Raw genomic sequence first — 25,798 nt, 5'->3', positions numbered from 1 at the left:
CGTGAATTCAAGCGCTGGCCACGGTTTTTTTCGGCCAGGCCTCGGCGTGAGCCAATGAAACCAGGGCTTCGCGCACTTGTGTCGGCGTGTTGCAGGGTTCTGCAAACGGCAGCCAATGCAACGATTGGCCGACACGCAAGTGCATGCCCTCGCTGTCGATGCCTGCCAACTGCGCTGGCTCGAAAGTGGGCAAGCCGGTCAAGGCGACGTAGTGGGCGATGGCCTTGGTGTGATCGCTGTTCATGTGTTCGATCATGCTGCGCTCAGCCTTGCCAGCGAACGGGTTGGCCAGAGTCAGTTGATCAACCCAGTGAATCGCGCCAAACCCGCCGATGTAGCGATGGCGTACCGGCTTGAGCACCCAGAAATCAAAGTCATGGGCCTTGTGGTAGTTGGCCGAGTCGGGGAAGTAGCGGTAATAACGCTCTGCCGCCGCTTCGATCGCAGCCGGGTCTTCGATCTTCTCGGCTTCACCCAGGTAGGTCAGGCGCCCTACCGCCTGCACGTCATCCGCCTCGCGCTCGCCGACCAGCAGCGAACACTTGGGGTCTTTTTGCAGGTTGTGGGTGTGCTGGGCGATGCGGCTGATGAGGATCAGCGGGCGGCCCTGCTCGTCGAGGCAGTACGGCACCACTGAGCCGAAAGGAAACCCGGGCATGGCTTTGGATTGTGTGGCGAGAGCCCCACGGTATTCCTTGAGCAAAAGCTCTCGGGCGTTCTTGGCAACCTGTGCGCTCAACGTATGACTCCTCGGGGTATTCAGCCGCCCATAGCATATGGGAATGGATCTCAACACAAGGTAATCAATATCCGCAGAGGTTGCCAAGCAGGTTTTGTTCGACCGTGTTACCAGGCCACGCCAAAACCAGCGGTGTAGCGGGTCTTGCTCAAGCTGCTGTCGGAATCGCCACTGATGATGTCGCGCTCGGCCTTGAGGTTGAGGGACGCCCATTCGGTGACTTTGTAGCGCAGGCCCATTTCCGCATCCAGGGAGTAGTCGATCGGACCGTCGACAGGCTTGCCCACTTCACCGGTGGTGAAGAATTCAACGGTCTTGCCCACCAGGTAGCGGTTGTAGTTCCACTTCATGGCCAGCGAGTAGAAATGGTCTTTGCCACCCTCGGAATATTCGTAATCGGTGCGGTTGACCAGGGAACCGAGGGAGAACGCGCCCAGTTCATCATCCCAGAACTGGTAGCCCGGACCTGTACCGACGGTGCGCTGGCGCGAGAGGTCTTCAACCTTGTCGCGCTTGTAGGTCAGACGGCCCTGCCAGAACCAGTGTTCGGTGATAAATCGGTCCAGGTCATATTCCAGCGCCCAGTTGTCGGTAGTGGTCACGTCATCCTGGAACTCGCGGTTGTACTCGCCCTGCCCGGTGTGGCGCCATTGGCCATGACGGGCAGAGGTCTTGAAGTCGATGTCGTAGTCGTTGGTGTCTTTTTCCGCACGCTTGTAGTCCAGCGCCAGATCGACATTGCCCTTCCACACCAGGTCTTCGATCACCGGCTTGGGCTTGATGATCTGCTGGATGCTCGCCAGGTCGACGGTTTTCGGCGCCTCGCCATTGGCCAGCACCACCTTGCCGTCATCCGCCGCTTTCAACGACTTGGCCTTCTCGCCGGTGTAGGCGTCCTGCTTGACCAGCAACTCCTGGTCGCTCTCCAGGGTTTTCACCTGTTTCCAGTCGATCGGGATGGCCCCTGCGTAATCGGTCTGAATCAGCAGCTTGCCACCATCGAAGACTTTGATCTTGCCGCTCAGGCGGTCACCGTTCTTCAACCAGACGGTGTCAGCCAGCAAGGGCGTGGAGGCGCTGAAAACAGCAAGGCACAGCAGGGTTCTGGACAACATAAGCGGATTCGGGGCTCAGGATTGGCGAAAAGGGCGCGTTATCGTGTTAGATAGCTAGGACTGACTCAAGGATTAAAATTGAGTTCAATTCTCATCGGCATACTTACAGATGTTTCTTACAGACAGACCGAGAATCTCAACGGATGCCCCCACAGTGAATCAATCCGCCGCCCCCCCGCAAAGCCCCGCCGAAATGCGCCGTACGGCGCTGTACCTGACGCTGGCCCAGGTGCCCGAAGGCTGCGTGGTGAGTTACGGCGAGCTGGCACAGCTGGCCGGATTGGGTCGGGCGGCGCGCTGGGTCGGGCGCACGTTGAGCCAGTTGCCGCAAGACACGCGGTTGCCCTGGCACCGGGTGCTGGCTGCCGGTGGTCGGATAAGCCTGCCAGTGGGCAGCGCCTCGGGCGACGAACAACGTGCGCGTTTACGCAGCGAAGGCGTCAGTATCCTGAACAATCGCGTGGATATTCAGCGTCATGGCTGGCGCCCGGTAGAGCACAGCGGTTAGAGTGCGCGCTTTGTTTTCGCAATCCTGAGGCAGACTCCAGCCCATGCCCCGTAAAACCTGGCGCGCCGCGCTCGCCGCCTATGCCAGCCCCTCGACATTAGTCCTGTTGTTGCTCGGCTTTGCCGCCGGCTTGCCTTACATGTTGGTGTTCTCGACGCTTTCGGTGTGGCTGCGTGAGGCCGGTGTGGCCCGCGAGACCATCGGCTATGCGAGCCTGATCGGTTTGGCGTACGCCTTCAAATGGGTCTGGTCGCCGCTGCTCGATCAATGGCGCCTGCCAATCCTCGGCAAACTCGGGCGTCGACGTTCCTGGCTGGTGCTTGCCCAATCGCTGGTGATCCTCGGATTGATCGGCATGGGTTTCTGCGATCCGCAGAAACACCTGTCCTGGCTGATAGCCATCGCCGTGGTCGTGGCCTTCGCGTCGGCCACCCAGGATATTGCGGTGGACGCCTACCGCCTGGAAATCGCCGACGACAGCCGCCAGGCCGCCCTGGCTGCCAGCTATATGTCCGGCTACCGCATCGCCGCCCTGCTGGCCACGGCCGGTGCGCTGTTCTTTGCCGAAGGTTTCGGCTCTACCGGTTTCAACTACCAACACTCGGCGTGGCTCGGCACCTATGTGCTGTTCGGCGTACTGATGGTGCCGGCGCTGTTGACCACCCTGTTCATGCGCGAACCGAATGTGCCACTGCGCACCCAGTTGCAGGCCGGGCGCTACAGTTTTGTGCATCAATTGGTCTCGGTGTTTGTGCTGATTGTGCTGCTGGTGTCGGTGCCGGCGATGTTCACCCAGCTGTACAACACCGATTTCGAGAGTGTGCTGTTCCACGGCATGAGCCTGTGGGACCTGTTGATGGACGACCGCGCGTTCCTGCGGGCCATCCTCTATATCACCCTCACCGCGCTATGCCTCTCGGCCATGGGCCGCCGCGGCCTGGCACCGGTGCTGACGCCGGTCAACGACTTCATCCTGCGTTACCGCTGGCAGGCGCTGCTGCTGCTCGGGCTGATCGCCACCTACCGCATGTCCGACACGGTAATGGGCGTGATGGCCAACGTGTTCTACATCGACCAGGGCTTTACCAAGGACCAGATCGCCGGGGTCAGCAAGATCTTCGGCCTGATCATGACCCTGCTCGGCGCCGGCATGGGCGGCCTGCTGATTGTGCGGTTTGGTATCTTGCCGATCCTGTTTATCGGCGGTGTGTTCTCGGCCGGTACCAACCTGCTGTTCGTCGCGCTGGCCGACATGGGCCCCGACCTGCAGATGCTGATTTTCACCATTTCCCTGGATAACTTCAGCTCGGGCATGGCGACCTCGGCGTTCGTCGCCTACTTGTCGAGCCTGACCAACCTGAAGTTCTCCGCCACCCAATACGCCCTGCTCAGCTCGATCATGCTTCTACTGCCGCGCCTGATCGGCGGGTATTCAGGGGTGATGGTGGAGAAGTTCGGCTATCACAACTTCTTCCTGATCACCTGCCTGCTGGGTGTGCCGACGTTGTTTCTGATTGCACTGCATTGGTTCCAGGAGAACCGGCGGGCGCGGTTGAATCCACCGCAAGAAGACTGACACACCCCGATCAATGTGGGAGCCAGCTCCCACAAACACACACTGCGCCCTCGCGCCTGTACTCCGGCAGCAACCGCCCGTACAATCCCAAGTCATTTCAAGTCCAAGCAACCGACAACGGCCTACCATGCGTACCAGTCAATATTTGCTCGCCACACAGAAAGAAACGCCTTCCGACGCGGTTGTGATCAGCCATCAGCTGATGCTGCGCGCCGGTATGATCCGCAAACTGGCCTCCGGCCTGTACACCTGGCTGCCCATGGGCTTGAAGGTGATGCGCAAGGTCGAAGCCATCGTTCGCGAAGAAATGAACGCCGCCGGCTCTCTGGAAGTGTTGATGCCGAGCACCCAACCGGCTGAACTGTGGCAGGAATCCGGGCGCTGGGAAGAGTACGGCCCGGAATTGCTGCGCTTCAAGGATCGTCACGGCCGCGATTTCTGCGCAGGCCCGACCCACGAAGAAGTGATCACCGACCTGATGCGCAACGAGCTGAGCAGCTACAAGCAGCTGCCGCTGAACCTGTATCAGATCCAGACCAAGTTCCGTGATGAAATCCGCCCACGCTTCGGCTTGATGCGCGGCCGCGAATTCATCATGAAGGATGCCTATTCGTTCCACGCAGACCAGGCGTCCCTGCAGGTCACCTACGACCGCATGCACCAGGCCTATTGCAACGTGTTCACGCGCCTGGGCCTGAAATTCCGCCCGGTTGAAGCGGACAACGGTTCCATCGGCGGCGCCGGCTCCCACGAATTCCACGTACTGGCCGAATCCGGCGAAGACGACATCGTGTTCAGCAACGGTTCCGACTACGCGGCGAACATCGAGAAAGCCGAAGCCGTGCCACGGGAAACTTCCCGCCCAGCGCCAAGCGAAGAGCTGCGTCTGGTGGACACGCCTGAGACCAAGACCATCGCGGCCCTGGTGGAAAAATTCAATCTGCCGATTGAAAAGACCATCAAGACCCTGATCGTGCGCGCCGAGGAAGAAGGCAAGCTGATCGCCCTGGTGATCCGTGGCGACCACGAACTCAACGAAATCAAGGCGGCCCAGCAACCTGGCGTGGCCAGCCCGCTGGTCATGGCCACCGATGCCGAACTGCGCGACGCCATTGGCGCTGGCGCCGGTTCCCTCGGCCCGCTGAACCTGGCGCTGCCGATCATCATCGACCGTTCGGTCGAGCTGATGAGCGACTTCGGGATTGGCGCGAACATCGACGACAAGCACTACTTCGGCGTGAACTGGGAGCGTGACCTGCCGGTTCCGACCGTGGCCGACCTGCGCAACGTCGTCGCTGGCGACCCAAGCCCGGATGGCAAGGGCACCCTGGAAATCAAGCGCGGCATCGAAGTCGGGCACATCTTCCAGCTGGGCAACAAGTACAGTCAGGCGATGAACTGCAAGGTGCTGGGCGAAAACGGCAAGCCGGTGATCCTCGAAATGGGTTGCTACGGTATTGGTGTGTCCCGCGTGGTTGCCGCTGCCATCGAGCAGAACAACGACGCAAACGGCATCATCTGGAGCGACACCCTGGCGCCGTTCCAGATCGCCCTCGTGCCCCTGCGCTACGAAACCGAGCAAGTACGCGAAGCCACCGACAAACTGTATGCCGAACTGACGGCCGCCGGTTTTGAAGTGCTGCTGGATGACCGGGACAAGAAAACCAGCCCGGGTATCAAGTTCGCCGACATGGAACTGATTGGCATCCCGCACCGGATCGTGGTCAGTGACCGCGGCCTGGCCGATGGCAATCTGGAATACAAGAGCCGGACCGAAGCCGAAGCCCAACCGTTGCCGGTGGCTGACGTGCTGTCTTTCCTTCAGGCGCGTATTCGTCGCTGAAAACCAGATCAAGAGAAGTCATGTTCAAGCGAAACACCAGAGCCCTGGGGGGCGCCGCCTTGTGCGGCGCCCTGCTGGTCAGCGGCTGCGCCAACCAGATGTCGCAACGCAGTGAGCACGAGGAGCGGGTCGAGCGTAAGTTGCTCGACCACAGCCTGCAGATCGATGTAGGCGAACCCAAAGTGCTGGAGCTGCCGCAACGCCGGGTACGCATTCACGAGCAGAAGACCTTTGAGGTCACCGAGTTCGAAGTCACCCGTCGTTACGACCGCTACACCCCCTACCAGCCCTGGCGCAAACTCTATGAGATGCCTCTGGGTGCCGTCGCCCTGGTGGCCGGCGCGGGCGCCAACGTGGTGAATATCTTCGCCCTTGGCAACCTGCCGACCAGCGTTACCCGCGATTGGTTGACCTATGGCGTGGACGGTCTCAACCCGTTCATGAACGTGCAGTCCCATGGCCGCGCGCAACAGAACCTGGCGGGTATCGATGAAGTCCAGCGCGACAAGCGCGTGGAGTATTCGAGCCTGCCCTGGAGCGAGCGCCCGGTACAAGTCACCGCCGGCAAGCAAACCCATGAGCTGAGCACCGACCGCAACGGCGTCCTGCGCCTGAACCTGTTGGACAGCCCGTTTGCCGAGCAGGACCTGAACCGCATCACCACCCTGAAAATCAGCGTGGAAGATGGCCAGGACGACGTGCATTCGGACTCGACCCTGGCGATCAGCAGCACATTGCGCGGCAAGCTGCTGGAAGCCCATGGCCTGATCTACGACGACCTGGAAGATGACGAGGTGAACCAGTGGGTGCACCGGGTCAAGCGCTTGTCGGAGTTGGGTTTGGAAGAGGAAGCCAGTGAGTTGGAACAGAGCTTGATTGAACTGACGCGCAATGATCCGGAGTTGCAGCAGGAATTTTTGCAGGCATTGACCAAGGATGCCGGGCGACTCGTCGCAGATCCCGGCGCTCGCTGAGACCTTAAGCCTGCCACAGATATAAATGTGTGGGCTTGTGTGGGAGCTGGCTTGCCTGCGATGGCATCACCTCGGTGTTACTGACACTCCGAGGTGCCTGCATCGCAGGCAAGCCAGCTCCCACAGTTTTATTCGGTTTCTACCAGGAGAATTCGAGTTGTTCGTTGCCGCTGCTTAAATCCAGCAGCCGCACACCAATGCCTAATAGCCGCACCGGCTTCCCACCCCGATTAAACGCCTGCGTCAGCAGCTGTTGATAACTCTCCAGATCCCGCCCTGCCCCCGCCTGTTCCAGGGTCGTCTGGGTAAAATCATGAAACTTCACTTTAACGAACGGCTTGCCCGCACGGTAGCTGCTGTCGATACGCGCCATGCGCCCAGCCAGGGTTTCCATCAGTTCGGGCAGTTTCGCCAGGCAGCTTGAGAGATCCGGCAGGTCGACATCGTAGGTATTTTCCACGCTGATGGATTGCCGACGACTGTCGTTGTGCACCACCCGGTCATCAATCCCACGCGCCAGGCTCCACAGTCGCTCGCCAAAACTGCCGAATTCGCGCACCAGCGCCAGCTTGTTCCATTCGCGCAACTGCAAGCAGTCTTCAATGCCCAGGCGCGCCAGCTTGTCCGCCGTGACTTTGCCGACACCGTGCAATTTGTTCACCGGCAATTGGGACACAAAGTCTTCGACCTGGTCCGGGGTAATCACGAACAGGCCGTTGGGTTTCTTCCAGTCGCTGGCGATCTTGGCCAGGAACTTGTTCGGCGCCACGCCAGCGGAGACGGTGATGTGCAACTGATTGGAAACCCTACGCCGGATATCCTGGGCAATACGCGTGGCACTGCCGCCAAAGTGCGGGCAGTCGGACACATCCAGGTAGGCTTCATCCAGCGACAGCGGCTCGATCAGGTCGGTGTAGTCGCGAAAGATCGTGTGGATTTCTTTCGACGCTTCCTTATAAGCATCCATGCGCGGCTTGACGATGGTCAGGTCCGGGCACAGCTTCAAGGCGTGGCGTGAAGACATGGCCGAACGCACCCCATACGCCCGCGCCTCGTAGTTGCAGGTGGCGATCACTCCGCGCCGGTCAGCCGAGCCGCCTACCGCCAACGGCTTTTGCGCCAGGCTCGGGTCGTCGCGCATCTCGATGGCGGCGTAGAAACAGTCACAGTCGACGTGGATGATTTTGCGCTGCGTCATATAAACAGAGGGTTGATTCAACGGATCGCCAGTATCGCACCCGCACCTGTATATAGCACCAGTAGTTTGAATCTTCCGCTTGAGCGATAGGAAGATTCGCGGATGAATTTATTTTTTCAATCGAATCTAGCCTCCCGATAGAGCTGAAACCCTTAGCCAGACTGGGCCAAAAGGCTTTACGCAACCCCCTTGGAGAGCTAACCGATTGAACCACAAGCGCTTTTCTTCGATTAAGCGGTTGACACCCCAGCGTTCCTCTGTAGAATGCCGACACACAGACGCGGGATGGAGCAGTCTGGTAGCTCGTCGGGCTCATAACCCGAAGGTCGTCGGTTCAAATCCGGCTCCCGCAACCAAACATCAAAAAAGGCTACTCGAAAGAGTGGCCTTTTTTGTGCACGTCTGTTTTTGATTGTCGGACAAAAATCTTTGTCTATCGCGCACTTACCGCTCGCGGGCGGCCATTCAACGGCTAATTCACACTTATTTGACCGATACATCTATTAACGGTTGACACCCCGCCGCTTGGCTGTAGAATGCCGCCCACAGACGCGGGATGGAGCAGTCTGGTAGCTCGTCGGGCTCATAACCCGAAGGTCGTCGGTTCAAATCCGGCTCCCGCAACCAAACATCAAAAAAGGCTACTCGAAAGAGTGGCCTTTTTTGTATCCGGTGAAAAAGTCCTTCTGAAACAATGGCATGGCATCTTTCATGAAACCGTAGACGGTTTGTAGAGTCCATCTCATTGCAAGCTATGCTCAATGCTCAAGCGCTGCCCTCTACGACCAATGGCCGCAGTCGCCGCCCCCGGCGATCCGCGTTAATATTTGTAATTATTTTGTCCATAGGGATTGGTAACTTGGCTGGATACCTCCATCCTGTCGCGCACAATCCACGAGGTGATTGATGCGCGCCAACTCGTCTGAACCACTAGACACCGTCACAGCAGAACAACCGATCGCTCCCGCCCGTTTGCGCTGGCTGGATCTGTTGAGCAAATACCGCCAACCTATCGGGCTGGCCGTCACGTTGCTGCTGTTCGCAATCGCCCTGATCGCCTGCCGGCACTTGCTGCTGGAACTGGACCTTTACGCCCTGCATGACTCAATCCTGGAAGTGCCCAAACCCGCCCTACTCGGCGCGTTTGCTGCAGCCGTCGCCGGTTTCGTCATTCTGTTGGGCTATGAGTTTTCCGGTGCGCGCTACGCCGGCGTGAACCTGCCGGCCAAGACCCTGGCCCTCGGCGGCTTCACCGCCTTTGCCATTGGCAACGCCATTGGCCTGTCGATGCTCTCCGGCGGCTCGGTACGCTACCGTTTATATGCACGGCATGGCATCGGGGCTTCAGAAGTCGCCCACATGACCGTGTTTGCCAGCCTGGCCCTGGGCACCGCCCTGCCACCACTGGCTGCACTGGCGACGCTGAGCAACCTGCCGGCCGCCTCGACCTACCTGCATTTGCCGCAAGCGGTGCTGGGCGGAATTGCTGGCGCGGTGCTGCTGTTGTCGGCGGTGCTGTGCATCGGCATTTATCGTCGCCGCCTGCCTGAGCAACCCTACCCGGACAATCTGCTGGTGAAAGCCGGCCGGCGCACCCTGCGCCTGCCGGGCCGTCGCCTGACCTTCTTGCAACTGATCATCACCGCACTGGACGTCGCTGCCGCCGCCACTGTCCTCTATATGTTGCTGCCGGAAGCGCCACCCTTCGGCCCGTTCCTGCTGGTATACCTGCTGGCCCTGGCGGCCGGCGTGCTCAGCCATGTGCCGGGCGGTGTGGGTGTGTTCGAAGCGATCCTGCTCGCCGCCTTCGCCGACAAACTCGGTGCTGCGCCATTGGCTGCCGCCCTGCTGCTGTACCGCATGATCTATGTGGTGCTGCCATTGCTGATCGCCTGCGTGTTCCTGCTGGTCAATGAAGCGCAGCGCCTGTTCCAGACCCAGCAAAGCCTGCGGGTCGCCTCTGGCCTGGCGGCACCAGTGTTGGCCGTCCTGGTTTTTTTGTCCGGCGTGGTCCTGCTGTTTTCCGGCGCCACGCCAGAAATCGACTCACGCCTGGAAAACATCGGCTTCCTGATTCCCCACCGCCTGATTGACGCCTCGCACTTCGGCGCCAGCCTGATCGGTGTGTTGTGCCTGTTGCTGGCCCAGGGTTTGCGCCGACGCTTGTCGGCGGCCTGGATGCTGACCATGGTGTTGCTGCTGACCGGCGCCCTGCTCTCGCTGCTCAAGGGTTTCGACTGGGAAGAAGCCAGTCTGATGACCATGACCGCGATCCTGCTGGCGATCTTCCGCCGCTCGTTCTACCGCGCCAGCCGCCTGACCGAACTGCCGTTCTCACCGCTGTACCTGGTGGCCAGCGTCTGCGTGCTCGGCGCGTCGATCTGGCTGCTGCTGTTCGCCTATCAAGACGTGCCCTACAGCCACCAACTGTGGTGGCAGTTCACCCTCGACGCCAACGCCCCACGCGGCCTGCGCTCGTTGCTGGGTGCCGCCGTGCTGCTGGTGATCGTGTCGCTGACCTGGCTGCTGCGCACCGCACGCCCGATCATCCACCTGCCGACCCCGGAAGAACTGGAGCGCGCCAGCAAGATCCTGATGGCCTCGTCCCAGCCCGACGGCGGCCTGGCGCTGACTGGCGACAAAGCGCTGCTGTTCCATCCCAATGATGAAGCTTTCCTCATGTACGCCCGTCGCGGCCGCAGCCTGGTAGCCTTGTACGACCCGATCGGCCCGACCCAACCGCGTGCCGAGATGATCTGGCAGTTCCGCGACCTGTGCGACATCCACCATGCGCGCCCGGTGTTCTACCAGGTGCGGGCGGAAAACCTGCCGTACTACATGGACATCGGCCTCACCGCGATCAAGCTGGGCGAAGAAGCCCGCGTCGACCTGAAACGCTTTGACCTGGAAGCCAAGGGCAAAGAGATGAAGGACCTGCGCTACACCTGGAACCGTGGCACCCGGGACGGCCTGTCCCTGGAGATCCATGAACCGGGCACGGCGCCGATGGATGAACTCAAAGTCATCTCCGACGCCTGGCTGACCGGTAAGAACGTGCGGGAAAAAGGCTTTTCCCTGGGACGATTCAGCGACGACTACCTCAAGCACTTTCGTATCGCGATCATTCGCTTCGAAGGGCGCCCAGTGGCTTTCGCCAACCTGCTCGAGACCTACAACCACGACCTGGCCAGCCTCGACCTGATGCGTGCGCACCCGGACGCGCCCAAGCTGACCATGGAGTTCATGATGGTCGGCCTGATTCAACACTATAAGAGTCACGGCTACGCCCGCTTCAGCCTCGGCATGGTGCCGTTGTCGGGCCTGCAACCACGACGCGGCGCCCCACTGACCCAACGCCTGGGTTCGATGGTGTTCCGTCGTGGCGAGCAACTGTATAACTTCCAAGGTTTGCGCCGCTTCAAAGACAAGTTCCAGCCTGACTGGGAACCCCGTTACATGGCCGTGCCCGCAGGACTTGATCCGCTGGTGGCACTGGCCGATACCGCCGCCCTGATCGCGGGCGGCTTGACTGGATTGGTGAAACGCTGATGATTCGACGTTCCTGGCGGTATGTATTGGTCGCTGTAGTGCTGCTCGCCCTGATCGCAGGCGGTGGCTTTTGGTACTGGAACCGCCCTGCCCCGCAGCCGACCCTGGAGCAACTGCCCCAGGCGGACGGCTCGGCGATCACCCGCGTGACGCCAAACGGCACACCCAAAGCCCGCGTCGTCGTGGCCGTGATGGCAGATGAAACCCTGACCGATAGCCAACTGATTGCCCTGAGCCAGGGCGGCAAGGCACAAATCGTACAGGTTGTCCTGCCAAAGGATGACTGCAAGCTGCAGGAACAAGCACTGCAAAGCGCCCTGGCTCAGCTCAAGGGCCCGGCAACGCTGGTCAGCGGCATCGGCCCTGGCGCAGGCCTTGCCTGGCGCTGGCTGGCCACCCAGAACGACGACAAGGCCAATGCCATCTCCGTTGGCTTCGCCCTGGTGCAGGAAGGTTGCAAGGATCCACTGCCAAAAACTTCAGCCCATGGCAACTGGCTGGTGGCGTGGAACGACAACCCTGACGACGAAAGCGCCAGTTTCGTACGTGACACACCGCGCGCCACCACCAGCATCAGCGACTACGACATTCACTACCCGCAAGTGCTGAACAACGAGCTGCGCAAGCAACTGGTGGGCTCGGACAACGGCGGCCTGGCAATCCCGGTGGTCGAAGTACCGGCAGGCCAAGCCAAGGACACCGTGACCCTGTTCCTCTCCGGTGACGGCGGCTGGCGCGACCTGGACCGCGACGTGGCCGGCGAAATGGCCAAGATCGGCTACCCGGTGGTCGGCATCGACACCCTGCGCTACTACTGGCAGCACAAGACCCCGGAACAAAGCGCCAAGGACCTCACCGAACTGATGCAACACTACCGGCAGAAGTGGGGCACCAAGCGTTTCGTCCTGACCGGTTACTCGTTCGGCGCCGACGTGCTGCCCGCGATCTACAACCGCATGCCGGAAAACGAACAGCAGCGGGTTGACGCGATCATCCTGCTGGCCTTTGCCCGCACCGGCAGCTTTGAAATCGAAGTGGAAGGCTGGCTGGGCAACGCCGGCAAAGAAGCGGCGACCGGCCCGGAAATGGCCAAGCTGCCGCCGGAGAAGGTGGTGTGCATCTATGGTGCGGAAGAAGTCGACGAGAGTGGTTGCACCGACAAGACGGCGGTGGGTGAAGCGTTGAAGCTGCCAGGTGGGCATCACTTTGACGAGAACTACCCGGCGCTGGCGCAGCGGTTGGTGGATATCATCGTGAAGCATCAGGCCAAGGACAAAGCCGAATAATTTTAGCCATATGCAAAACAAACTGTGGGAGCGGGCTTGCCCGCGATAGCGGTGGGTCAGTCACAACATCGTTGGCTGACACTCCGTAATCGCGGGCAAGCCCGCTCCCACATTTGTTTGATGGTGTGGCTGATAACTAGCGCGGCTCGATATGCGCAATCATCAACTGCACCGTTTCATTCCCCCGAAACTCATTCACATCCAGCTTGTAGGCCAACTCCACCCACTTCACCGTCGGGTTTGGCCAGACTTCACGGTCCACGCCAAACGCAATGCCATCGAGCTTCACCGATCCGCATTCACTCTTGAGCACCACCTTCAGGTGCCGCTCCCCCACCACGCGCTGCTCCACCAACTGAAACACCCCGTGAAACAACGGCTCGGGAAAGTGCTGCCCCCATGGGCCGGCGTGGCGCAGGGCGCGAGCCAGTTCCAGGTGAAATTCTTCCACTGCCAGGGTGCCGTCAGACAGTAGACGACCGGTGAGGTCTTCTTCGCGCAATTGCCGACGCACTTCAGCATCAAAGGCTTCAGCAAACAGTGGGAAGTTTTCCTCGGGCAGTGTCAGCCCCGCCGCCATCGCGTGACCGCCGTATTTGGCGATCAGGTCGGGATGCTGGCTCGCGACCACCGCCAGCGCGTCACGGATGTGAAAGCCCGGCACAGAGCGCCCTGAGCCCTTGAGCAAGCCATCACCGGCGTCGGCGAAGGCGATGGTCGGGCGGAAGTAACGCTCCTTCATGCGTGACGCCAGGATGCCGATCACACCTTGGTGCCATTCCGGGTCGAACAGGCACAAGCCGAACGGCATCGACTCCACCGGCAAGTCCTTGAGCTGGGCCAGGGCCTCGCGCTGCATGCCTTGCTCGATGGATTTGCGGTCCTGGTTCATGCCGTCCAGTTGTGCGGCCATTTCCCGCGCGGCGGCGACGTCGGTGGTGAGCAGGCATTCGATGCCCAGGCTCATGTCATCCAGGCGCCCGGCGGCGTTGAGCCGTGGGCCGAGGATGAAACCGAGGTCGGTGGAGGTGATACGCGCCGCGTCGCGCTTGGCCACTTCAAGGATCGCCTTGATCCCCGGCCGCGCACGACCGGCACGAATGCGCTCCAGGCCCTGGTGCACGAGGATGCGGTTGTTGGCGTCCAGGGGCACCACGTCCGCCACGCTGCCCAGGGCCACCAGGTCGAGCAAGTCGCCGATGTTCGGCTGCGGTTTGTTGGTGTACCAGCCCAGGTCGCGCAAACGCGCACGCAGGGCCATCAGCACGTAGAAGATCACGCCCACGCCCGCCAGGGCCTTGCTCGGGAAGCCACAGCCCGGCTGGTTGGGGTTGACGATCGCATCCGCCGCCGGCAATTCATCGCCCGGCAAGTGGTGGTCGGTGACCAGCACTTGCAGCCCCGCCGCTTTCGCCGCCGCCACGCCTTCGACGCTGGAGATGCCGTTATCCACGGTGATCAACAACTGCGGCTCGCGCTGCAACGCCACCGCGACGATTTCCGGGGTCAGGCCGTAGCCGTACTCGAAGCGGTTGGGCACCAGGTAATCCACATGGGCCGCGCCGAGCAAGCGCAAGCCCAGGGTGCCCACGGTGCTGGCGGTGGCGCCATCGGCGTCGAAGTCACCGACGATCAGGATGCGCTGGCGTTGCTCCAGGGCCGTCACCAGCAAGTCCACGGCCGCGTCGATCCCTTTGAGCTGCTGATAGGGAATCAACCGCGCCAGGCTTTTATCCAGCTCGGCTTCTGACTGCACGCCGCGAGCGGCATAGAGACGGGTCAACAGCGGTGGCAATTCACCGAGGAACGGCAAGACGGCGGGCAACGGGCGGGGATCGATACGCATGGGGTGAGGAAGGCTTCTCTTCGATACAACGGTTAAACAGGAATATTGAGAACGGTACAAATTTAATGTGGGAGCTGGCTTGCCTGCGATGCAGGCACCTCGGTCAAACAGTTGGACCGCGGTGATGCAATCGCGGGCAAGCCCGCTCCCACAGAAGCCAGTTCCTACAGGGTCAGCCGCGCTCGCCGACCAGCCATTGCAGTTGCACTTCGTGCTGGCCGCGGTCGTCGGTGACGAAGATCGTGCCTTCGCTGATCATCACATCCCACTTGATCACGCGCGGCATGTCCTTGGCCAGGGTCTCCAGGATGTCCTGCGGCACGGCAGCGATGTGCACGTTTTTCAGGTTGTTGGCCACCGGCACCACCTTGCCTTCCCACACGCGCAGGCTGCCGTAGGCCAGCAGGCTGGTGCGCTCGGTACGACGCGAGCACCAGGTCAGGCGGTCTGCATCCGGCTGGCCGACTTCGATCCAATGCAAAACCCGATCATCCAGGCTTTTTTCCCACAGGGCTGGCTCGTCTACATCTGACAGGCCACGGCCGAACGACAACTGCTCGTTGTACCAGAGGGCGTAGGCCAGCAGGCGCACGGTCATGCGTTCTTCGGTTTCCGAAGGATGGCGGGCGATGGTCTGTTTGACGCTCTCGTACACCGAACGATCGAGGTCGGTGAGGTTGAGTTCGAATTTGTAGGTCGTGGACGGCTGGGCCATGAACGGGCTTCTAGAGACAGGGAAAGGCGGCCAGTCTAACCGATGGCGAGGCCATTCAACGAATACTGCGCTGCATCATCCTTATCCATGGGCCGCTCGCCTATGTTAAAAGGCATCACACCACCGTCCCGTGTTTGTAAGGATCCCCATGTCGCTTAATGCCAAACCCCTTGCCGGCCTGAAAGTCATCGAACTGGGCACCCTGATCGCCGGCCCGTTTGCCTCGCGGATCTGCGCCGAGTTCGGCGCCGAGGTGATCAAGGTCGAATCCCCGGACGGCGGCGATCCGCTGCGCAAATGGCGCAAGTTGTATGAAGGCACTTCGCTGTGGTGGTTTGTGCAGGCACGCAACAAAAAGTCACTGACGCTGAACCTCAAGCACCCGGACGGCCTGGCCATCCTCAAGCAGTTGCTGGCGGATGCCGACATCCTCATCGAGAACTTTCGCCCCGGCGTGCTGGAAAAGCTCGGCTTGAGTTGGGAGACCCTGCACGCGCTGAACCCGAAGCTGGTGATGGTGCGCCTGTCGGGGTTCGGCCAGACCGGGCCGATGAAGGACCAGCCAGGGTTTGGCGCGGTGGGCGAATCCATGGGCGGGCTGCGCTATATCACCGGTTTCGAGGACCGCCCGCCCGTGCGCACCGGGATCTCCATCGGCGACTCGATTGCCGCGCTGTGGGCGGTGATCGGCGCGCTGATGGCCCTGCGGCATCGCGAAGTCAACGGCGGGCTGGGCCAGGTGGTGGATGTGGCGCTGTATGAAGCCATCTTCGCCATGATGGAAAGCATGATTCCCGAGTTCGACGTGTTCGGGTTCATCCGCGAGCGCACCGGCAACATCATGCCCGGCATTACCCCGTCCTCTATCCACACCAGCGCCGACGGCAAGCATGTGCAGATCGGCGCCAACGGTGATGCGATCTTCAAACGCTTCATGCTCGCCATCGGGCGCGAAGACCTGGCCAACGACCCGGCACTGGCCAGCAATGACGGGCGCGATAGCCGTCGCGATGAGCTGTATGGCGTGATTGATCGATGGGTCAATTCATTGCCGCTGGAGCAGGTGGTCGAGGCCTTGAATAAAGCCGAGGTGCCCGCCAGCCGGATCTACAGTGCCGAAGACATGCTGGGCGACCCGCAATTTCTCGCCCGGGAAATGTTCCTCAAGGCTCAGTTGCCCGATGGCAAGGACTTCAAGATGCCCGGCATCGTGCCCAAGCTGTCGGACACCCCGGGCAGCTGCGAGTGGGTAGGCCCGCAGCTGGGCGAGCACAATGGCGTGCTGCTGGAGAGCCTGGGTTACGACGCCGCCGCCATTGCCCGTTTGCGTGAGGAAGGCGCGATCTGATGGTGCTTCGGTGCAAACGCGGGTGGGTGCAGCTCTGCCTTGTCGCTTCGATGCTCGGTGGCTGGCCCCTGTCGGCCCACGCCGGCGAGACGTTGACCTGGCTGTTGCGCGACCTGCCACCGCTGACCATTTTCGAGGGGCCGCGCAAGGGCCAGGGCGCACTGGACCAGCTGTTGCCGATCCTCATCGAGCACCTGCCGGACTATCAACATCAGGTCCTGCACGTCAATCGCGCGCGCGGCATACAGATGATGCGCGAGCCGACGACACTCACCTGCGACCCCTCATTGCTGTGGACGGCAGAGCGAGCCAAATACATCGTGTTTTCCAGCCAGGCGTTTGTGGTCGCCAGCAACGGCATCATGATCCGGCAGAGCCAGGAGGACGCGATGGCGCCCTATATCGTCGATGGCCAGTTTGACCTGCAAGCGTTTTTCGATGCGCATAAAGCACGGGCGGGCGCCATTGCCGAACGCAGTTATGGGCCGGTCGTCGATCGACAGCTCAAGCAGGCCGATGCGCACAAACTTGCCCTTCATTACGGCAACGATGCCCTCGGCAGCCTGCTGCAAATGCAACGTCTAGGGCGACTGGAGGCGGTGTTGGGTTATTGGCCGGAAATCCGCTATCACGCGATGCAGCAGGGCATCCCGGCTGCTGACTTGAGCTTTTATCCGATCAAAGGCTCGGCGCCCTACCAACGCACGCATATCGGTTGCTCGGATACGCCTCGGGGGCGTCAGATCATTCAACGCATCAATCAGGTGCTGCTGAACATCCCACTGGAACAGGTGCAGCAGTCCTACGCTTCGTGGCTGGACCCGGTGATGCGCGAGCACTATCTGCGGGATAACCCAAGCTTCTTCCAGGACTCACCAGAGCCCTGACAAATCGCAGGCAAAAAGAAACCCCGAAGAGTGGGGAGACACTTCGGGGTTAAACGTGGCCTACAAAGACCAGTACAACAAGGTACAAACACCGGAGCACAATGTTTGCTCTTGCTGTTACAAAATCTGACCGGCCATGTTGTAGGAAGTTTCCATGATTAAACAATTCTTCATGCGGCGGCCGCGCTGCGGGTCTGGGCAGCGTTGCGCAACGCCGCAATGACCGAGGGTTCCAGACGCCCTTCGGCAATCTTGATGTCACGCAGCAGGCAGTCCACCACATCCACCAGCACGCGTTTATCCAGCAACTGTGTGCGGTCCACTTCTCGCTCGACCACGATGGCGCCAGCAGGGTTCTTCACGGTGACCAGGCACTCGTCCTGCACACCGGAGGTGGTCAGCGTAACCTGATAAGGGCTCAGTGCTTCTTCGAGCAATAGGCTGATACTTTCCATCTCGATCACCACTCAATAGTTCAGGAACAATCGGTTCAACGGGAGCTGCATCTCTCCTAAGTGACTGTTTGTGACGTAGGAAAGTTCGCTTTATCGTCTTTATGGGGCCGCCAGGGGTGACGGATTCCAGCATGCGCTTTCAACATGACAAGCAAAAAACGGCGCACATAAATGCTTACGCAATGGGCGACTGTTTTGGGGGTTGCCGACGGCTGAGGCCGGGGGTGAATCCTATACTCGGTGAGCGCTGGTGACGCGGCTACGCAGATAAAAGCGCATGTCAAAAGGCCCTTATTGCGAAGGATGAAGACGATGGCAGAACAAAATGAACAGCAGACTTCAACAGACAGAATGCACGCCGAGGTATCACGTATTTTTGCTGAAATAGCACGCATGAATGCAGAGCAAAACAAGATGAATGCAGAGCAAAACAAACTCAACAAAGAATCGCTGAAGATAACCTGTGAGACTTTCTGGTACCCGGTGGGTATCGCAACAGGCTTTTATGCCGCTGTCGGCACCGTGATCGTGGTCGTGCAGAAGCTATTCTCATAACGCTCGGCCGGGCCTGCCAAAACAAAAAACGCCGCCAACCCAAGGAACGGAAAGCGGCGTGTTTCCACACAGTTAAAAACCCACATTCAACCACCACCGGGTTAACAGGCTAGAATCCCCGAATTGCCCGGGGAACCTACTTTGAGAAGCGCACCTGAAACACCCTTGCGCATCATCCTTGCCGACGACCATCCGATTTTCCTGATTGGTCTGCGGGCGGTCTTGGAGCGCGATGAACAACTGGAAATAGTCGGCGAAGCCAACTCTCCCCAATCCCTGACCCAATTGCTGCAACACTGTGCCTGCGACCTGTTGATCACCGATTTCATGATGCCTGACGAACCCCAGGCCGACGGCTTGCGCCTGATCGACCAACTGCGCCGCCATCACCCGTCGCTGCCTATCGTCGTGGTGACCATGCTCAACAATGCGGGGTTGTTTCACGCCATCCTGGAGCTGGGTGTCATGGGCTTGCTGAGCAAAGCCAGCCTCGCGAACGAATTGCCTGAAGCGGTACGCCAGGTACGCCTGCAGCGCTGCTATGTGGCCCACACCATTCGCCAGGCGCTGAGCGCACTGGGCACTGATCGATTACAGTCCCACGAGCAGCTGTCGCCCCGCGAGCTGGAGGTGATTCGCCTGCTGGCGAGAGGCCTGACCGTTGGCGAGATCGCGGCCCATCTGCATCGCAGCAAGCAGACGGTCAGCGCGCAAAAAGTCAGCGCCATGCGCAAGCTTGGGCTCAGTACCGACGCCTCACTGTTTATCTACGTGCAGGAGCATGGGTTGGCCTGACCTGGCGGCAGATCCACGCTTTCAGTGCCTGGGCGTCCATCGGCGGTGCAATCAGGCAACCTTGCAACCAGGCAGGGCCCAGCAGAGCGACTGCATCACGATCGGCAGGGGTTTCAATACCCGTCACCACCACGTTCATGCCCATGCGGCTGGCCATGCTCATGGCGCCCGCGACGACGGCCACTTTGCGCTCATCACGGGCCATGCCACAGGCAAAGGCCGGTGGTATTTTCAGCTCAGTGAACGGCAACTCCAGCAAACGCTGCAAGCTGGTACCGCCGACGCCGAAGTCACCGATAGACAACTTGCACCCGATCATGCGCAAACGCAGCAAGCTGCTGACATGCGCACTGTCGGTGTTCAACCGCGTGGTTTCGACCAATTCCAGCGTCAGGCTATGGGCCGGCACGGCATGGCGTTGCAGCAAGCGCTGCAGCGCCTGGGGGAAGTGCGCATGCTCCAGCATTCGCCCGGGAATGTTCACCGCCACCGGCAGGATCTCGCCCGTGTCCCACACGATCTGGCTGACAAAGCTCAGGGCCTCTTCCAGCACATGCCAGGTAAACGCCTCCTCCATGCCGGCAAACTCCAGCACCGGCAGGAATTCATGGGGCAGTAACACTTCCCCGTCAGGCAGATACCAGCGCGCCAACACCTCAACCCCCTGCAATACACCTGCCTGGCAAACGATAGGCTGGAAGCTGGCGCTGGCGTAGCGCGCAATGGCCACCTGGCAGGCATCCACCGAAGGCGGCAACTCATCCAGCTCATTCAAACCCAACAGTTGGCGCACCTTATCCCAGGACACGACCTGCGGCCCCGGACGCAAGTGTTGCAGGCAAGCGCTCAGCAGTTGCCCAACCAACTGGGCCGAAGCGGGTTTGGGCAAACACCGGAGCACATTCAACCCAGCCTGGCGCGCCATGCTGGCGACCCCTTCCAATACGTCAGGCTGAGCACTGCTCAACAGGATCAGCACCTGAGCCTGGCGCAGTTCGCCCAGTTCGCGAATCAGTTCAAGGGCATCACCTTGCTCCAGATAGAGGTCGCAAATGGCAATGTCTACCGGCCCCTTGCTCGCCAATGACTGCCGGGCGGCGTCTACGGTTTCGGCGGTCATGACATTGAACACACCGTTGGCGTTGAGCATCTGGTGCAGGGCCATCAGTTGGAACGGGTGATCTTCGAGGATCAAGACATTGAGGGAGCGCATGGCAAACTCTGAGACGCAGAAGCAAGGTTGCGCAGGCTACGCAAAAGGTCATGCGCGCCCCATAGGACACGTCCTATTCTTGCGGACTCAAATGGGTGCCCAGCTCAACCCTGAATGCTGCCAGCGCTTCACTCAGCACGCGCCACAGCGCTTCAACCTCGTCAATGCGCTGCTCACGCAGGCAGCCCTCAAGCCCCACACACGCCTTGGCCAGCGGCAGCGCATCCACCAGGCAGCAAATCCCCTTGAGGCGATGCAACGAGGCCATTACCCCTGGAAAGTCCTGACACGCCAACGCCGTCTTGATCCCATCGTGCTCATGTTCAAGACTCTTCGCCAACTCCTCCAACATGCGCTGCAGGACCGGCCCATCGGCCTGGGTCATCGCCTGCAAGGTGTGGATATTGAAGGTGCGCAACGGCGCCACGCGGGCGAGGACCCGGGCCCACTGTTCAAGGGTCACCGGCTTGACCAACAACTCATCCATCCCCGACGCCAGGCAACGCTGGCGCTCATCCTCCAGGGCATTGGCGGTACACCCCACCAGCGCCGTGCGCGATCGTTGCTCTTGGGTTTCAATACCGCGCACGGCTTCGCTCAAGGCGTAGCCGGACATGCCCGGCATGTTGCAATCCGTCACCAGCACGTCAAAAGCGTCATCGCGCCAGCGCTGCAAGGCTGACTCAGCCGAGTCGAAGGCCACCACCCGGTGGCCGAGGAATTGAAGCTGCTGAGCCAGCACCAGGCGGTTGGCCGCCAGGTCATCGACGATCAGCACCGACAAACGGCGACCGGCAGCCGGCAGGACCGCCGCAGGCTCAGTTGGCCTGTCGTCGCCGCTGACCCGCTGCAGGTACAGGTCAATGCAAATCGTCGTGCCCTCGCCCGCCGCGCTGCTCAGGGAGATCGTGCCGCCCATCAACTCCACCAGTTGTTGGCAAATGCTCAAGCCCAACCCCGTGCCGCCATGTTGAGCCGCCGTCAGCGGGCTGACCTGGACAAACGGCTTGAACACCCCAGCCTGTTGTTCAGCGCCGATTCCCGGCCCGGTGTCTTCGACACACAGATGCAGGAACTCTGCCCCGGACTCATCGCGCCGAGTATCGACGCTGAGGCGCACCGCACCACGCTCGGTAAACTTCAACGCATTGCCCACCAGGTTATGCATGACCTGCCGCAAGCGCAGCGGGTCGAACCAATAATCCCCTTGCGCCGCCGGGTCGAACGCCAGGGTAAAATCCAGGCCTTTTTGACTCGCCATCGCCGCAAACAGCCGCTGGATGCCGTCGAAAAAAACCTTCAGGTCAGTGGTCTGCGGCACCAGCTGCAAATGGCCAGCTTCGATCTTGGCCAGGTCCAGGCTATCGCCCATCAACTCAATCAGCTCACGTGCCGAGCGATGGGCCACCTGCAAAGCTTCGGAGACGCGCTTGCCTTCAGCCAGTGCGCGTTCTTGCTCCAACTCAAGCAGGCCGATGATGGCGGTCATGGGGGTGCGGATTTCGTGACTGAGTGTGGAGAGAAACGCACTTTTTGCGTAGTTCGCGTCATCGGCGGCCTGGCGTGCGTCCATCAGCTGACGCTCCAGGACCTTGCGCTCATTGATGTCGATCCAGCCGCCCAGCAGCCCCTGCAATTGGCCGCGCGCATCGAAAAACGGCACCGTCCATTGGTAAACGTGGAACGTCCCGCTGTTGAACTCCAGTTGCCGATCAACAAACAACGATTGCTGTGTGGCCAACTGCTCCATGTGCCCGGCGTGCAGGCGTGCGGCCGTGGCTTCTGGCAGCAAGCCGCTTTCCATCAAGGTCAGGCCCTGGATCAGTTCGCGTCGGGTGGCCAACTGCTGTTCGTAACGGGTGTTGCAGGTCACCAACCGGCCAGCCAGGTCCCGTACGAAGACCGGATTGGGCATGCCATCGAGCAGGGCCCGCTTGAAGGCCAACTGGTCGCTCAGCCGTTGCTCGGCCACCAGGCGCTGCTGGATCTGCCGCTTGAGCCGGCTATTCCAGACCAACGACACCAATACACACAACAGCGCCATGGCGACCGTCCAGTAGGCCCATGGCGGCACACGTTGCCAAGCCGACGTCGGGATCGGCACCGTGCCCAGCCAGCGCAAGCGCAGCGCGCTCAACTCTGCCACCGGCATCGCTTCCAACGCCTTGTTCACAATGCTCAACAGCTCGGGCTGGTCCTTGCGCACCACCAGGCTGTTGGACGACCACTTGCCCTCGACACTGCGCCCGATGCGCAAGCCGTCGGACGGGTAGCTTTGCACCTCCACTTCATTCTGGATCGTCGCCGCCGCACGCCCCTGGATCACCTGCTCACGGGCCTGGGTGTAGTTGTCGACGGAGAGAATCTCGATGTCCGGGTGTTCACGGCGAATAAAGTTTTCCAGCACATGCCGGGCCGGCAACGCCAACACCTGGCCGGAAAGCTCACTCAAGCTGGCCACTAACGGCGTGTCGCTGCGCTGGACAAACACCCAACCGGCGCCGCCAAAACCATGGCTGAAATCCAGGAACTGCCTACGTTCCTGATTCTCCGCCAGCGTGGTGTTCATGTCCGCCCTGCCCGCTGCCAGTAATTCCAGGGTCTGCGCGGTGGAAGACACTTCCTCCATCACGAACTGCAAGCCGGTCATGCGTGAAATCCGGTTCAGCAGATCGACGTTCAAGCCGACCCATTGACCGTCCTTGTCCTTGAAGATGTACGGCGACTGTTGCTGGGACACCACCACCACATGGGGATGGTGCAATAGCCACGCTTGCTCCTCGGCCGACAACACAATGCGGTCGGCGGCGATGCCCACCCCCAGGCCGGTGGTCCAGCGCGCGAGGATTTCACGCTGTATCGACTCGTCGATACTCGCCAGGGCCCGGTCCAGCATGCCCCCCAACAGCGGGTCGGCCGTGCGGGAAGCAAAGGCAAAGCCAATCGGCGCCAGCCGGCTCTCCACGTTTATCTGCAACCCCAGGTAAGGACGCAGCGACTTGTAGGCGCGCACAATCACTTCATTGCCGATAAATGCATCGGCATCCCCTTGGTTCAACGCTTCCAGGCCGCTGTAGAGGTTCGGGGCCAGCATGATATGGCTGGCGGGATAAGCCCGATGCACGTTGCCGACATTGGCATAGCCCTCCAGCAAGACCACCTTCTTGCCCTCAAGGTCGTCGTTCTGCGTGGTGTCGTCGCGGCGCACGACCACCACCGAACGGTCCGGCATGTAGTCGCGGGTAAAGCGCAAACCCGGCACATCCCGTTCATAGCCATTGGCGCTGGTCAGAATATCGATGGCCCCACTGCGCAAGGCTTCCACCGCCTGCGCCCGCTCAGCAAAGCCCATCACCTGCATGGGCACATCGAGGCGCGCGCCGACCAGGCTCAGGTAGTCGGCGCTGATGCCCTGGTAGCGATTGTGGTCACGGGTGATATCAATCGGCTGGTAGTCAGCAATGGAAATGCCGACCTTCAACGTTCGATGGCTCGCCAGCCATTGCTGCTCGGCGGCCGTCAACGGCAAGGCTGCCAACGGGGTAAACGCCGGCACCAGTTTGAACGGCAGGCTGACGGCGGCCAGGCTTGCCGGCGATTGACCAAGCAAGAGCAAACACAGCAGCCACACGCACCTTCGGCTCAATAAACGCACCGGGTTGGTTTCCTCTCTTTTTTAGTCGATTGCCCACTGGAGTATGGCGTGCCCCAATGAAAAAGCCCGTCACGAAGACGGGCTTGAGCAACCTTGCAAAGCCGTTGGATCAGAGCGGCTTGCCACGATTGCCGTGCTGGCTCACAAACGCCTGCACGGCTTTCAGGTCATTGGCCAACACGGTGCAACGCTCTTCACGCTCGAACAGGTCCGCCAAGTGCGCTGGCAATTCCAGCGCCTTGCCAACACCGGCCTTTTCCACTGCTTCCGGGAATTTGACCGGATGCGCGGTGCCGAGGATCACCATCGGGATGTCCAGGCTGCGACGACATTCGCGGGCGGCCTTCACACCGATGGCGGTGTGTGGGTCCAGCAGCTCGCCGGTCTGGGCGTAGACTTCGGCGATGGTTTCGCACGTTTCGGCGTCGTCCACGGCCAGGGAGTCGAACAGCTTGCGGGTTTCGGTCCAGCGCTCTTCTTCAACGCTGAAACCGCCACCGCTCTTGAAGGTGTCCATCAAGCCGGCAATTGCCGCGCCGTTGCGACCGTGCATGTCGAACAGCAGGCGTTCGAAGTTCGACGAGACCATGATGTCCATCGACGGCGACAGCGTGGCGTGCAGGGTTTCCTTGACGTACCGGTTGCCGCTCATGAAGCGGTGCAGGATGTCGTTGCGGTTGGTGGCGACGATCAACTGGTTGATCGGCAAGCCCATGTTGCGCGCCAGGTAACCGGCGAAGATGTCGCCGAAGTTGCCGGTCGGCACCGAGAACGACACCGAACGCGCCGGGCCGCCCAACTGCAGCGAGGCATGGAAGTAGTAGACGATCTGGGCCATGATCCGCGCCCAGTTGATCGAGTTCACCGCTACCAGGCGCGTGCCTTTGAGGAAGCTCTGGTCAGCGAAGCTGTTCTTGACCATTTCCTGGCAGTCATCGAAGTTGCCTTCGATGGCGATGTTATGGATGTTCTCGCCAAAGATGGTGGTCATCTGGCGACGCTGCACTTCCGACACGCGCTGGTGCGGGTGCAGGATGAAGATGTCGACGTTTTCGCAGTGCTTGCAGCCTTCGATGGCGGCCGAACCGGTATCACCGGAGGTAGCACCGATGATCACCACGCGCTCGCCGCGCTTTTGCAGCACGTAGTCGAGCAGGCGACCCAGCAGTTGCAGGGCGAAGTCCTTGAACGCCAGGGTCGGGCCGTGGAACAGTTCCAGGACCCACTCGTTGCCATTCAGCTGACGCAATGGCGCGATGGCGCTGTGGGAAAACACGCCGTACGTTTCTTCGAGGATCTTCTTGAAATCCGCATCCGGGATGCTGCCGGTGACGAACGGGCGCATCACCCGGAACGCCAGCTCGTGGTACGGCAGGCCGGCCCAGGACGCGATTTCTTCCTGGGTGAAGCGTGGCAGGTTTTCCGGCACGTACAGGCCGCCGTCAGTGGCAAGGCCTGCCAGCAGGACGTCTTCGAAATTCAGGGCCGGTGCCTGGCCGCGGGTGCTGATGTAACGCATGACTGGCTCCTCTAAAACATTC

The 25,798-nt window shown here is 60.7% G+C and carries 19 protein-coding genes and 2 tRNA genes; 12 read left to right on the top strand and 9 right to left on the bottom strand.

All coding sequences use genetic code 11. The features are described 5' to 3' along the window. Positions 1 to 7 precede the first annotated feature (7 nt). Positions 8 to 739, bottom strand: a complete 732-nt coding sequence (locus J1G37_RS06470) for a HugZ family protein (protein WP_207040594.1) — start codon at positions 737 to 739, stop codon at positions 8 to 10. Between the two features lie 107 nt (positions 740 to 846). Further along, entirely contained in the window at positions 847 to 1,854 is a 1,008-nt protein-coding gene (locus tag J1G37_RS06465; RefSeq protein ID WP_207040593.1) for a DUF481 domain-containing protein, read from the bottom strand. Between the two features lie 193 nt (positions 1,855 to 2,047). On the opposite strand from J1G37_RS06465, the gene J1G37_RS06460 reads away from it, so the two are divergent. From J1G37_RS06460 to J1G37_RS06445, 4 genes are all read left to right on the top strand, one after another. Continuing rightward, a complete protein-coding gene (locus tag J1G37_RS06460) occupies positions 2,048 to 2,362 on the top strand; it encodes an MGMT family protein (RefSeq protein ID WP_207040803.1) in 315 nt (104 codons plus the stop codon). Positions 2,363 to 2,405: 43 nt separating this feature from the next. Then, positions 2,406 to 3,938 carry an AmpG family muropeptide MFS transporter gene (locus J1G37_RS06455; RefSeq protein ID WP_124525008.1) on the top strand — a complete coding sequence of 511 codons (1,533 nt, stop codon included), beginning with the start codon at positions 2,406 to 2,408 and terminating at the stop codon, positions 3,936 to 3,938. A 127-nt stretch (positions 3,939 to 4,065) separates the two neighbouring features. After that, entirely contained in the window at positions 4,066 to 5,781 is a 1,716-nt protein-coding gene (locus J1G37_RS06450; RefSeq protein WP_207040592.1) for a proline--tRNA ligase, read from the top strand. 20 nt (positions 5,782 to 5,801) lie between these two features. Further along, positions 5,802 to 6,755 carry a hypothetical protein gene (locus tag J1G37_RS06445; protein ID WP_207040591.1) on the top strand — a complete coding sequence of 318 codons (954 nt, stop codon included), beginning with the start codon at positions 5,802 to 5,804 and terminating at the stop codon, positions 6,753 to 6,755. A gap of 139 nt (positions 6,756 to 6,894) precedes the next feature. On the opposite strand, the gene dinB is transcribed toward J1G37_RS06445, so the two are convergent. Next, a complete protein-coding gene (gene dinB / locus J1G37_RS06440; protein WP_017736757.1) occupies positions 6,895 to 7,953 on the bottom strand; it encodes a DNA polymerase IV in 1,059 nt (352 codons plus the stop codon). Between the two features lie 279 nt (positions 7,954 to 8,232). Here dinB and J1G37_RS06435 point away from each other — a divergent pair. The 4 genes from J1G37_RS06435 to J1G37_RS06420 all read left to right on the top strand — a co-directional run bounded on the left by J1G37_RS06435 (position 8,233) and on the right by J1G37_RS06420 (position 12,788). After that, positions 8,233 to 8,309, top strand: a tRNA-Met gene (locus J1G37_RS06435). Positions 8,310 to 8,503: 194 nt separating this feature from the next. Continuing rightward, positions 8,504 to 8,580 (top strand) — tRNA-Met (locus J1G37_RS06430). Between the two features lie 279 nt (positions 8,581 to 8,859). Further along, a complete protein-coding gene (mprF, locus tag J1G37_RS06425; RefSeq protein ID WP_017736759.1) occupies positions 8,860 to 11,502 on the top strand; it encodes a bifunctional lysylphosphatidylglycerol flippase/synthetase MprF in 2,643 nt (880 codons plus the stop codon). After that, on the top strand, positions 11,502 to 12,788 hold the full coding sequence (locus J1G37_RS06420) for a virulence factor family protein (RefSeq protein WP_207040590.1): 1,287 nt from the start codon (positions 11,502 to 11,504) through the stop codon (positions 12,786 to 12,788). Before mprF ends, J1G37_RS06420 begins: the two co-directional genes overlap by 1 nt. A gap of 136 nt (positions 12,789 to 12,924) precedes the next feature. Here J1G37_RS06420 and recJ read toward each other — a convergent pair whose 3' ends face one another. Then, entirely contained in the window at positions 12,925 to 14,634 is a 1,710-nt protein-coding gene (gene recJ / locus J1G37_RS06415; protein WP_207040589.1) for a single-stranded-DNA-specific exonuclease RecJ, read from the bottom strand. Positions 14,635 to 14,806: 172 nt separating this feature from the next. Further along, positions 14,807 to 15,349, bottom strand: a complete 543-nt coding sequence (locus tag J1G37_RS06410) for a YaeQ family protein (protein WP_207040588.1) — start codon at positions 15,347 to 15,349, stop codon at positions 14,807 to 14,809. Between the two features lie 148 nt (positions 15,350 to 15,497). Here J1G37_RS06410 and J1G37_RS06405 point away from each other — a divergent pair, with 148 nt between their 5' ends. Together J1G37_RS06405 and J1G37_RS06400 are read left to right on the top strand one after the other, a co-directional pair. Then, positions 15,498 to 16,697: a CaiB/BaiF CoA-transferase family protein gene (locus J1G37_RS06405; protein ID WP_207040587.1), complete on the top strand. Its 1,200-nt coding sequence runs from the start codon at positions 15,498 to 15,500 to the stop codon at positions 16,695 to 16,697. Then, positions 16,697 to 17,584, top strand: a complete 888-nt coding sequence (locus J1G37_RS06400; RefSeq protein WP_207040586.1) for a TIGR02285 family protein — start codon at positions 16,697 to 16,699, stop codon at positions 17,582 to 17,584. The genes J1G37_RS06405 and J1G37_RS06400 overlap by 1 nt, the downstream gene beginning before the upstream one ends. A gap of 170 nt (positions 17,585 to 17,754) precedes the next feature. Here the strand turns inward: J1G37_RS06400 and J1G37_RS06395 are convergent, their stop codons facing one another. Beyond that, positions 17,755 to 18,039 carry a DUF3509 domain-containing protein gene (locus J1G37_RS06395; RefSeq protein WP_207040585.1) on the bottom strand — a complete coding sequence of 95 codons (285 nt, stop codon included), beginning with the start codon at positions 18,037 to 18,039 and terminating at the stop codon, positions 17,755 to 17,757. A gap of 312 nt (positions 18,040 to 18,351) precedes the next feature. Between J1G37_RS06395 and J1G37_RS06390 the strand changes: the two genes are divergently transcribed. Together J1G37_RS06390 and J1G37_RS06385 are read left to right on the top strand one after the other, a co-directional pair. Further along, entirely contained in the window at positions 18,352 to 18,594 is a 243-nt protein-coding gene (locus J1G37_RS06390) for a hypothetical protein (protein ID WP_207040584.1), read from the top strand. A 141-nt stretch (positions 18,595 to 18,735) separates the two neighbouring features. Beyond that, positions 18,736 to 19,389: a response regulator transcription factor gene (locus J1G37_RS06385; RefSeq protein ID WP_207040583.1), complete on the top strand. Its 654-nt coding sequence runs from the start codon at positions 18,736 to 18,738 to the stop codon at positions 19,387 to 19,389. Here the strand turns inward: J1G37_RS06385 and J1G37_RS06380 are convergent. The 3 genes from J1G37_RS06380 to thrC all read right to left on the bottom strand — a co-directional run bounded on the left by J1G37_RS06380 (position 19,358) and on the right by thrC (position 25,776). Further along, complete coding sequence (locus J1G37_RS06380; RefSeq protein WP_207040582.1) at positions 19,358 to 20,602, bottom strand: EAL domain-containing response regulator; 1,245 nt, start codon at positions 20,600 to 20,602, stop codon at positions 19,358 to 19,360. The two genes, J1G37_RS06385 and J1G37_RS06380, sit on opposite strands and share 32 nt — an antisense overlap. A 73-nt stretch (positions 20,603 to 20,675) precedes the next feature. After that, positions 20,676 to 24,257: a transporter substrate-binding domain-containing protein gene (locus J1G37_RS06375; protein ID WP_207040581.1), complete on the bottom strand. Its 3,582-nt coding sequence runs from the start codon at positions 24,255 to 24,257 to the stop codon at positions 20,676 to 20,678. Positions 24,258 to 24,366: 109 nt separating this feature from the next. Further along, entirely contained in the window at positions 24,367 to 25,776 is a 1,410-nt protein-coding gene (gene thrC, locus J1G37_RS06370; protein WP_124525022.1) for a threonine synthase, read from the bottom strand. Positions 25,777 to 25,798: the final 22 nt, after the last annotated feature.

Source organism: Pseudomonas sp. Marseille-Q1929, assembly GCF_017316265.1.
Classification (GTDB): Bacteria; Pseudomonadota; Gammaproteobacteria; order Pseudomonadales; family Pseudomonadaceae; genus Aquipseudomonas.
Note: the sequence above shows the minus strand (reverse complement) of the source record. Positions and strands in the feature narration are given on the sequence as shown.

Excerpts from the sequence above, each read along its gene's own strand:
- J1G37_RS06460 (WP_207040803.1), top strand. The coding sequence starts at position 2,048 with ATGCGCCGTACGGCGCTGTACCTGACGCTGGCCCAGGTGCCCGAAGGC.
- J1G37_RS06390 (WP_207040584.1), top strand. The coding sequence starts at position 18,352 with ATGGCAGAACAAAATGAACAGCAGACTTCAACAGACAGAATGCACGCC.
- J1G37_RS06465 (WP_207040593.1), bottom strand. The coding sequence starts at position 1,854 with ATGTTGTCCAGAACCCTGCTGTGCCTTGCTGTTTTCAGCGCCTCCACG.
- J1G37_RS06400 (WP_207040586.1), top strand. The coding sequence starts at position 16,697 with ATGGTGCTTCGGTGCAAACGCGGGTGGGTGCAGCTCTGCCTTGTCGCT.
- J1G37_RS06395 (WP_207040585.1), bottom strand. The coding sequence starts at position 18,039 with ATGGAAAGTATCAGCCTATTGCTCGAAGAAGCACTGAGCCCTTATCAG.
- mprF (WP_017736759.1), top strand. The coding sequence starts at position 8,860 with ATGCGCGCCAACTCGTCTGAACCACTAGACACCGTCACAGCAGAACAA.
- dinB (WP_017736757.1), bottom strand. The coding sequence starts at position 7,953 with ATGACGCAGCGCAAAATCATCCACGTCGACTGTGACTGTTTCTACGCC.
- J1G37_RS06410 (WP_207040588.1), bottom strand. The coding sequence starts at position 15,349 with ATGGCCCAGCCGTCCACGACCTACAAATTCGAACTCAACCTCACCGAC.
- recJ (WP_207040589.1), bottom strand. The coding sequence starts at position 14,634 with ATGCGTATCGATCCCCGCCCGTTGCCCGCCGTCTTGCCGTTCCTCGGT.
- J1G37_RS06450 (WP_207040592.1), top strand. The coding sequence starts at position 4,066 with ATGCGTACCAGTCAATATTTGCTCGCCACACAGAAAGAAACGCCTTCC.
- thrC (WP_124525022.1), bottom strand. The coding sequence starts at position 25,776 with ATGCGTTACATCAGCACCCGCGGCCAGGCACCGGCCCTGAATTTCGAA.
- J1G37_RS06455 (WP_124525008.1), top strand. The coding sequence starts at position 2,406 with ATGCCCCGTAAAACCTGGCGCGCCGCGCTCGCCGCCTATGCCAGCCCC.
- J1G37_RS06405 (WP_207040587.1), top strand. The coding sequence starts at position 15,498 with ATGTCGCTTAATGCCAAACCCCTTGCCGGCCTGAAAGTCATCGAACTG.
- J1G37_RS06445 (WP_207040591.1), top strand. The coding sequence starts at position 5,802 with ATGTTCAAGCGAAACACCAGAGCCCTGGGGGGCGCCGCCTTGTGCGGC.
- J1G37_RS06380 (WP_207040582.1), bottom strand. The coding sequence starts at position 20,602 with ATGCGCTCCCTCAATGTCTTGATCCTCGAAGATCACCCGTTCCAACTG.
- J1G37_RS06420 (WP_207040590.1), top strand. The coding sequence starts at position 11,502 with ATGATTCGACGTTCCTGGCGGTATGTATTGGTCGCTGTAGTGCTGCTC.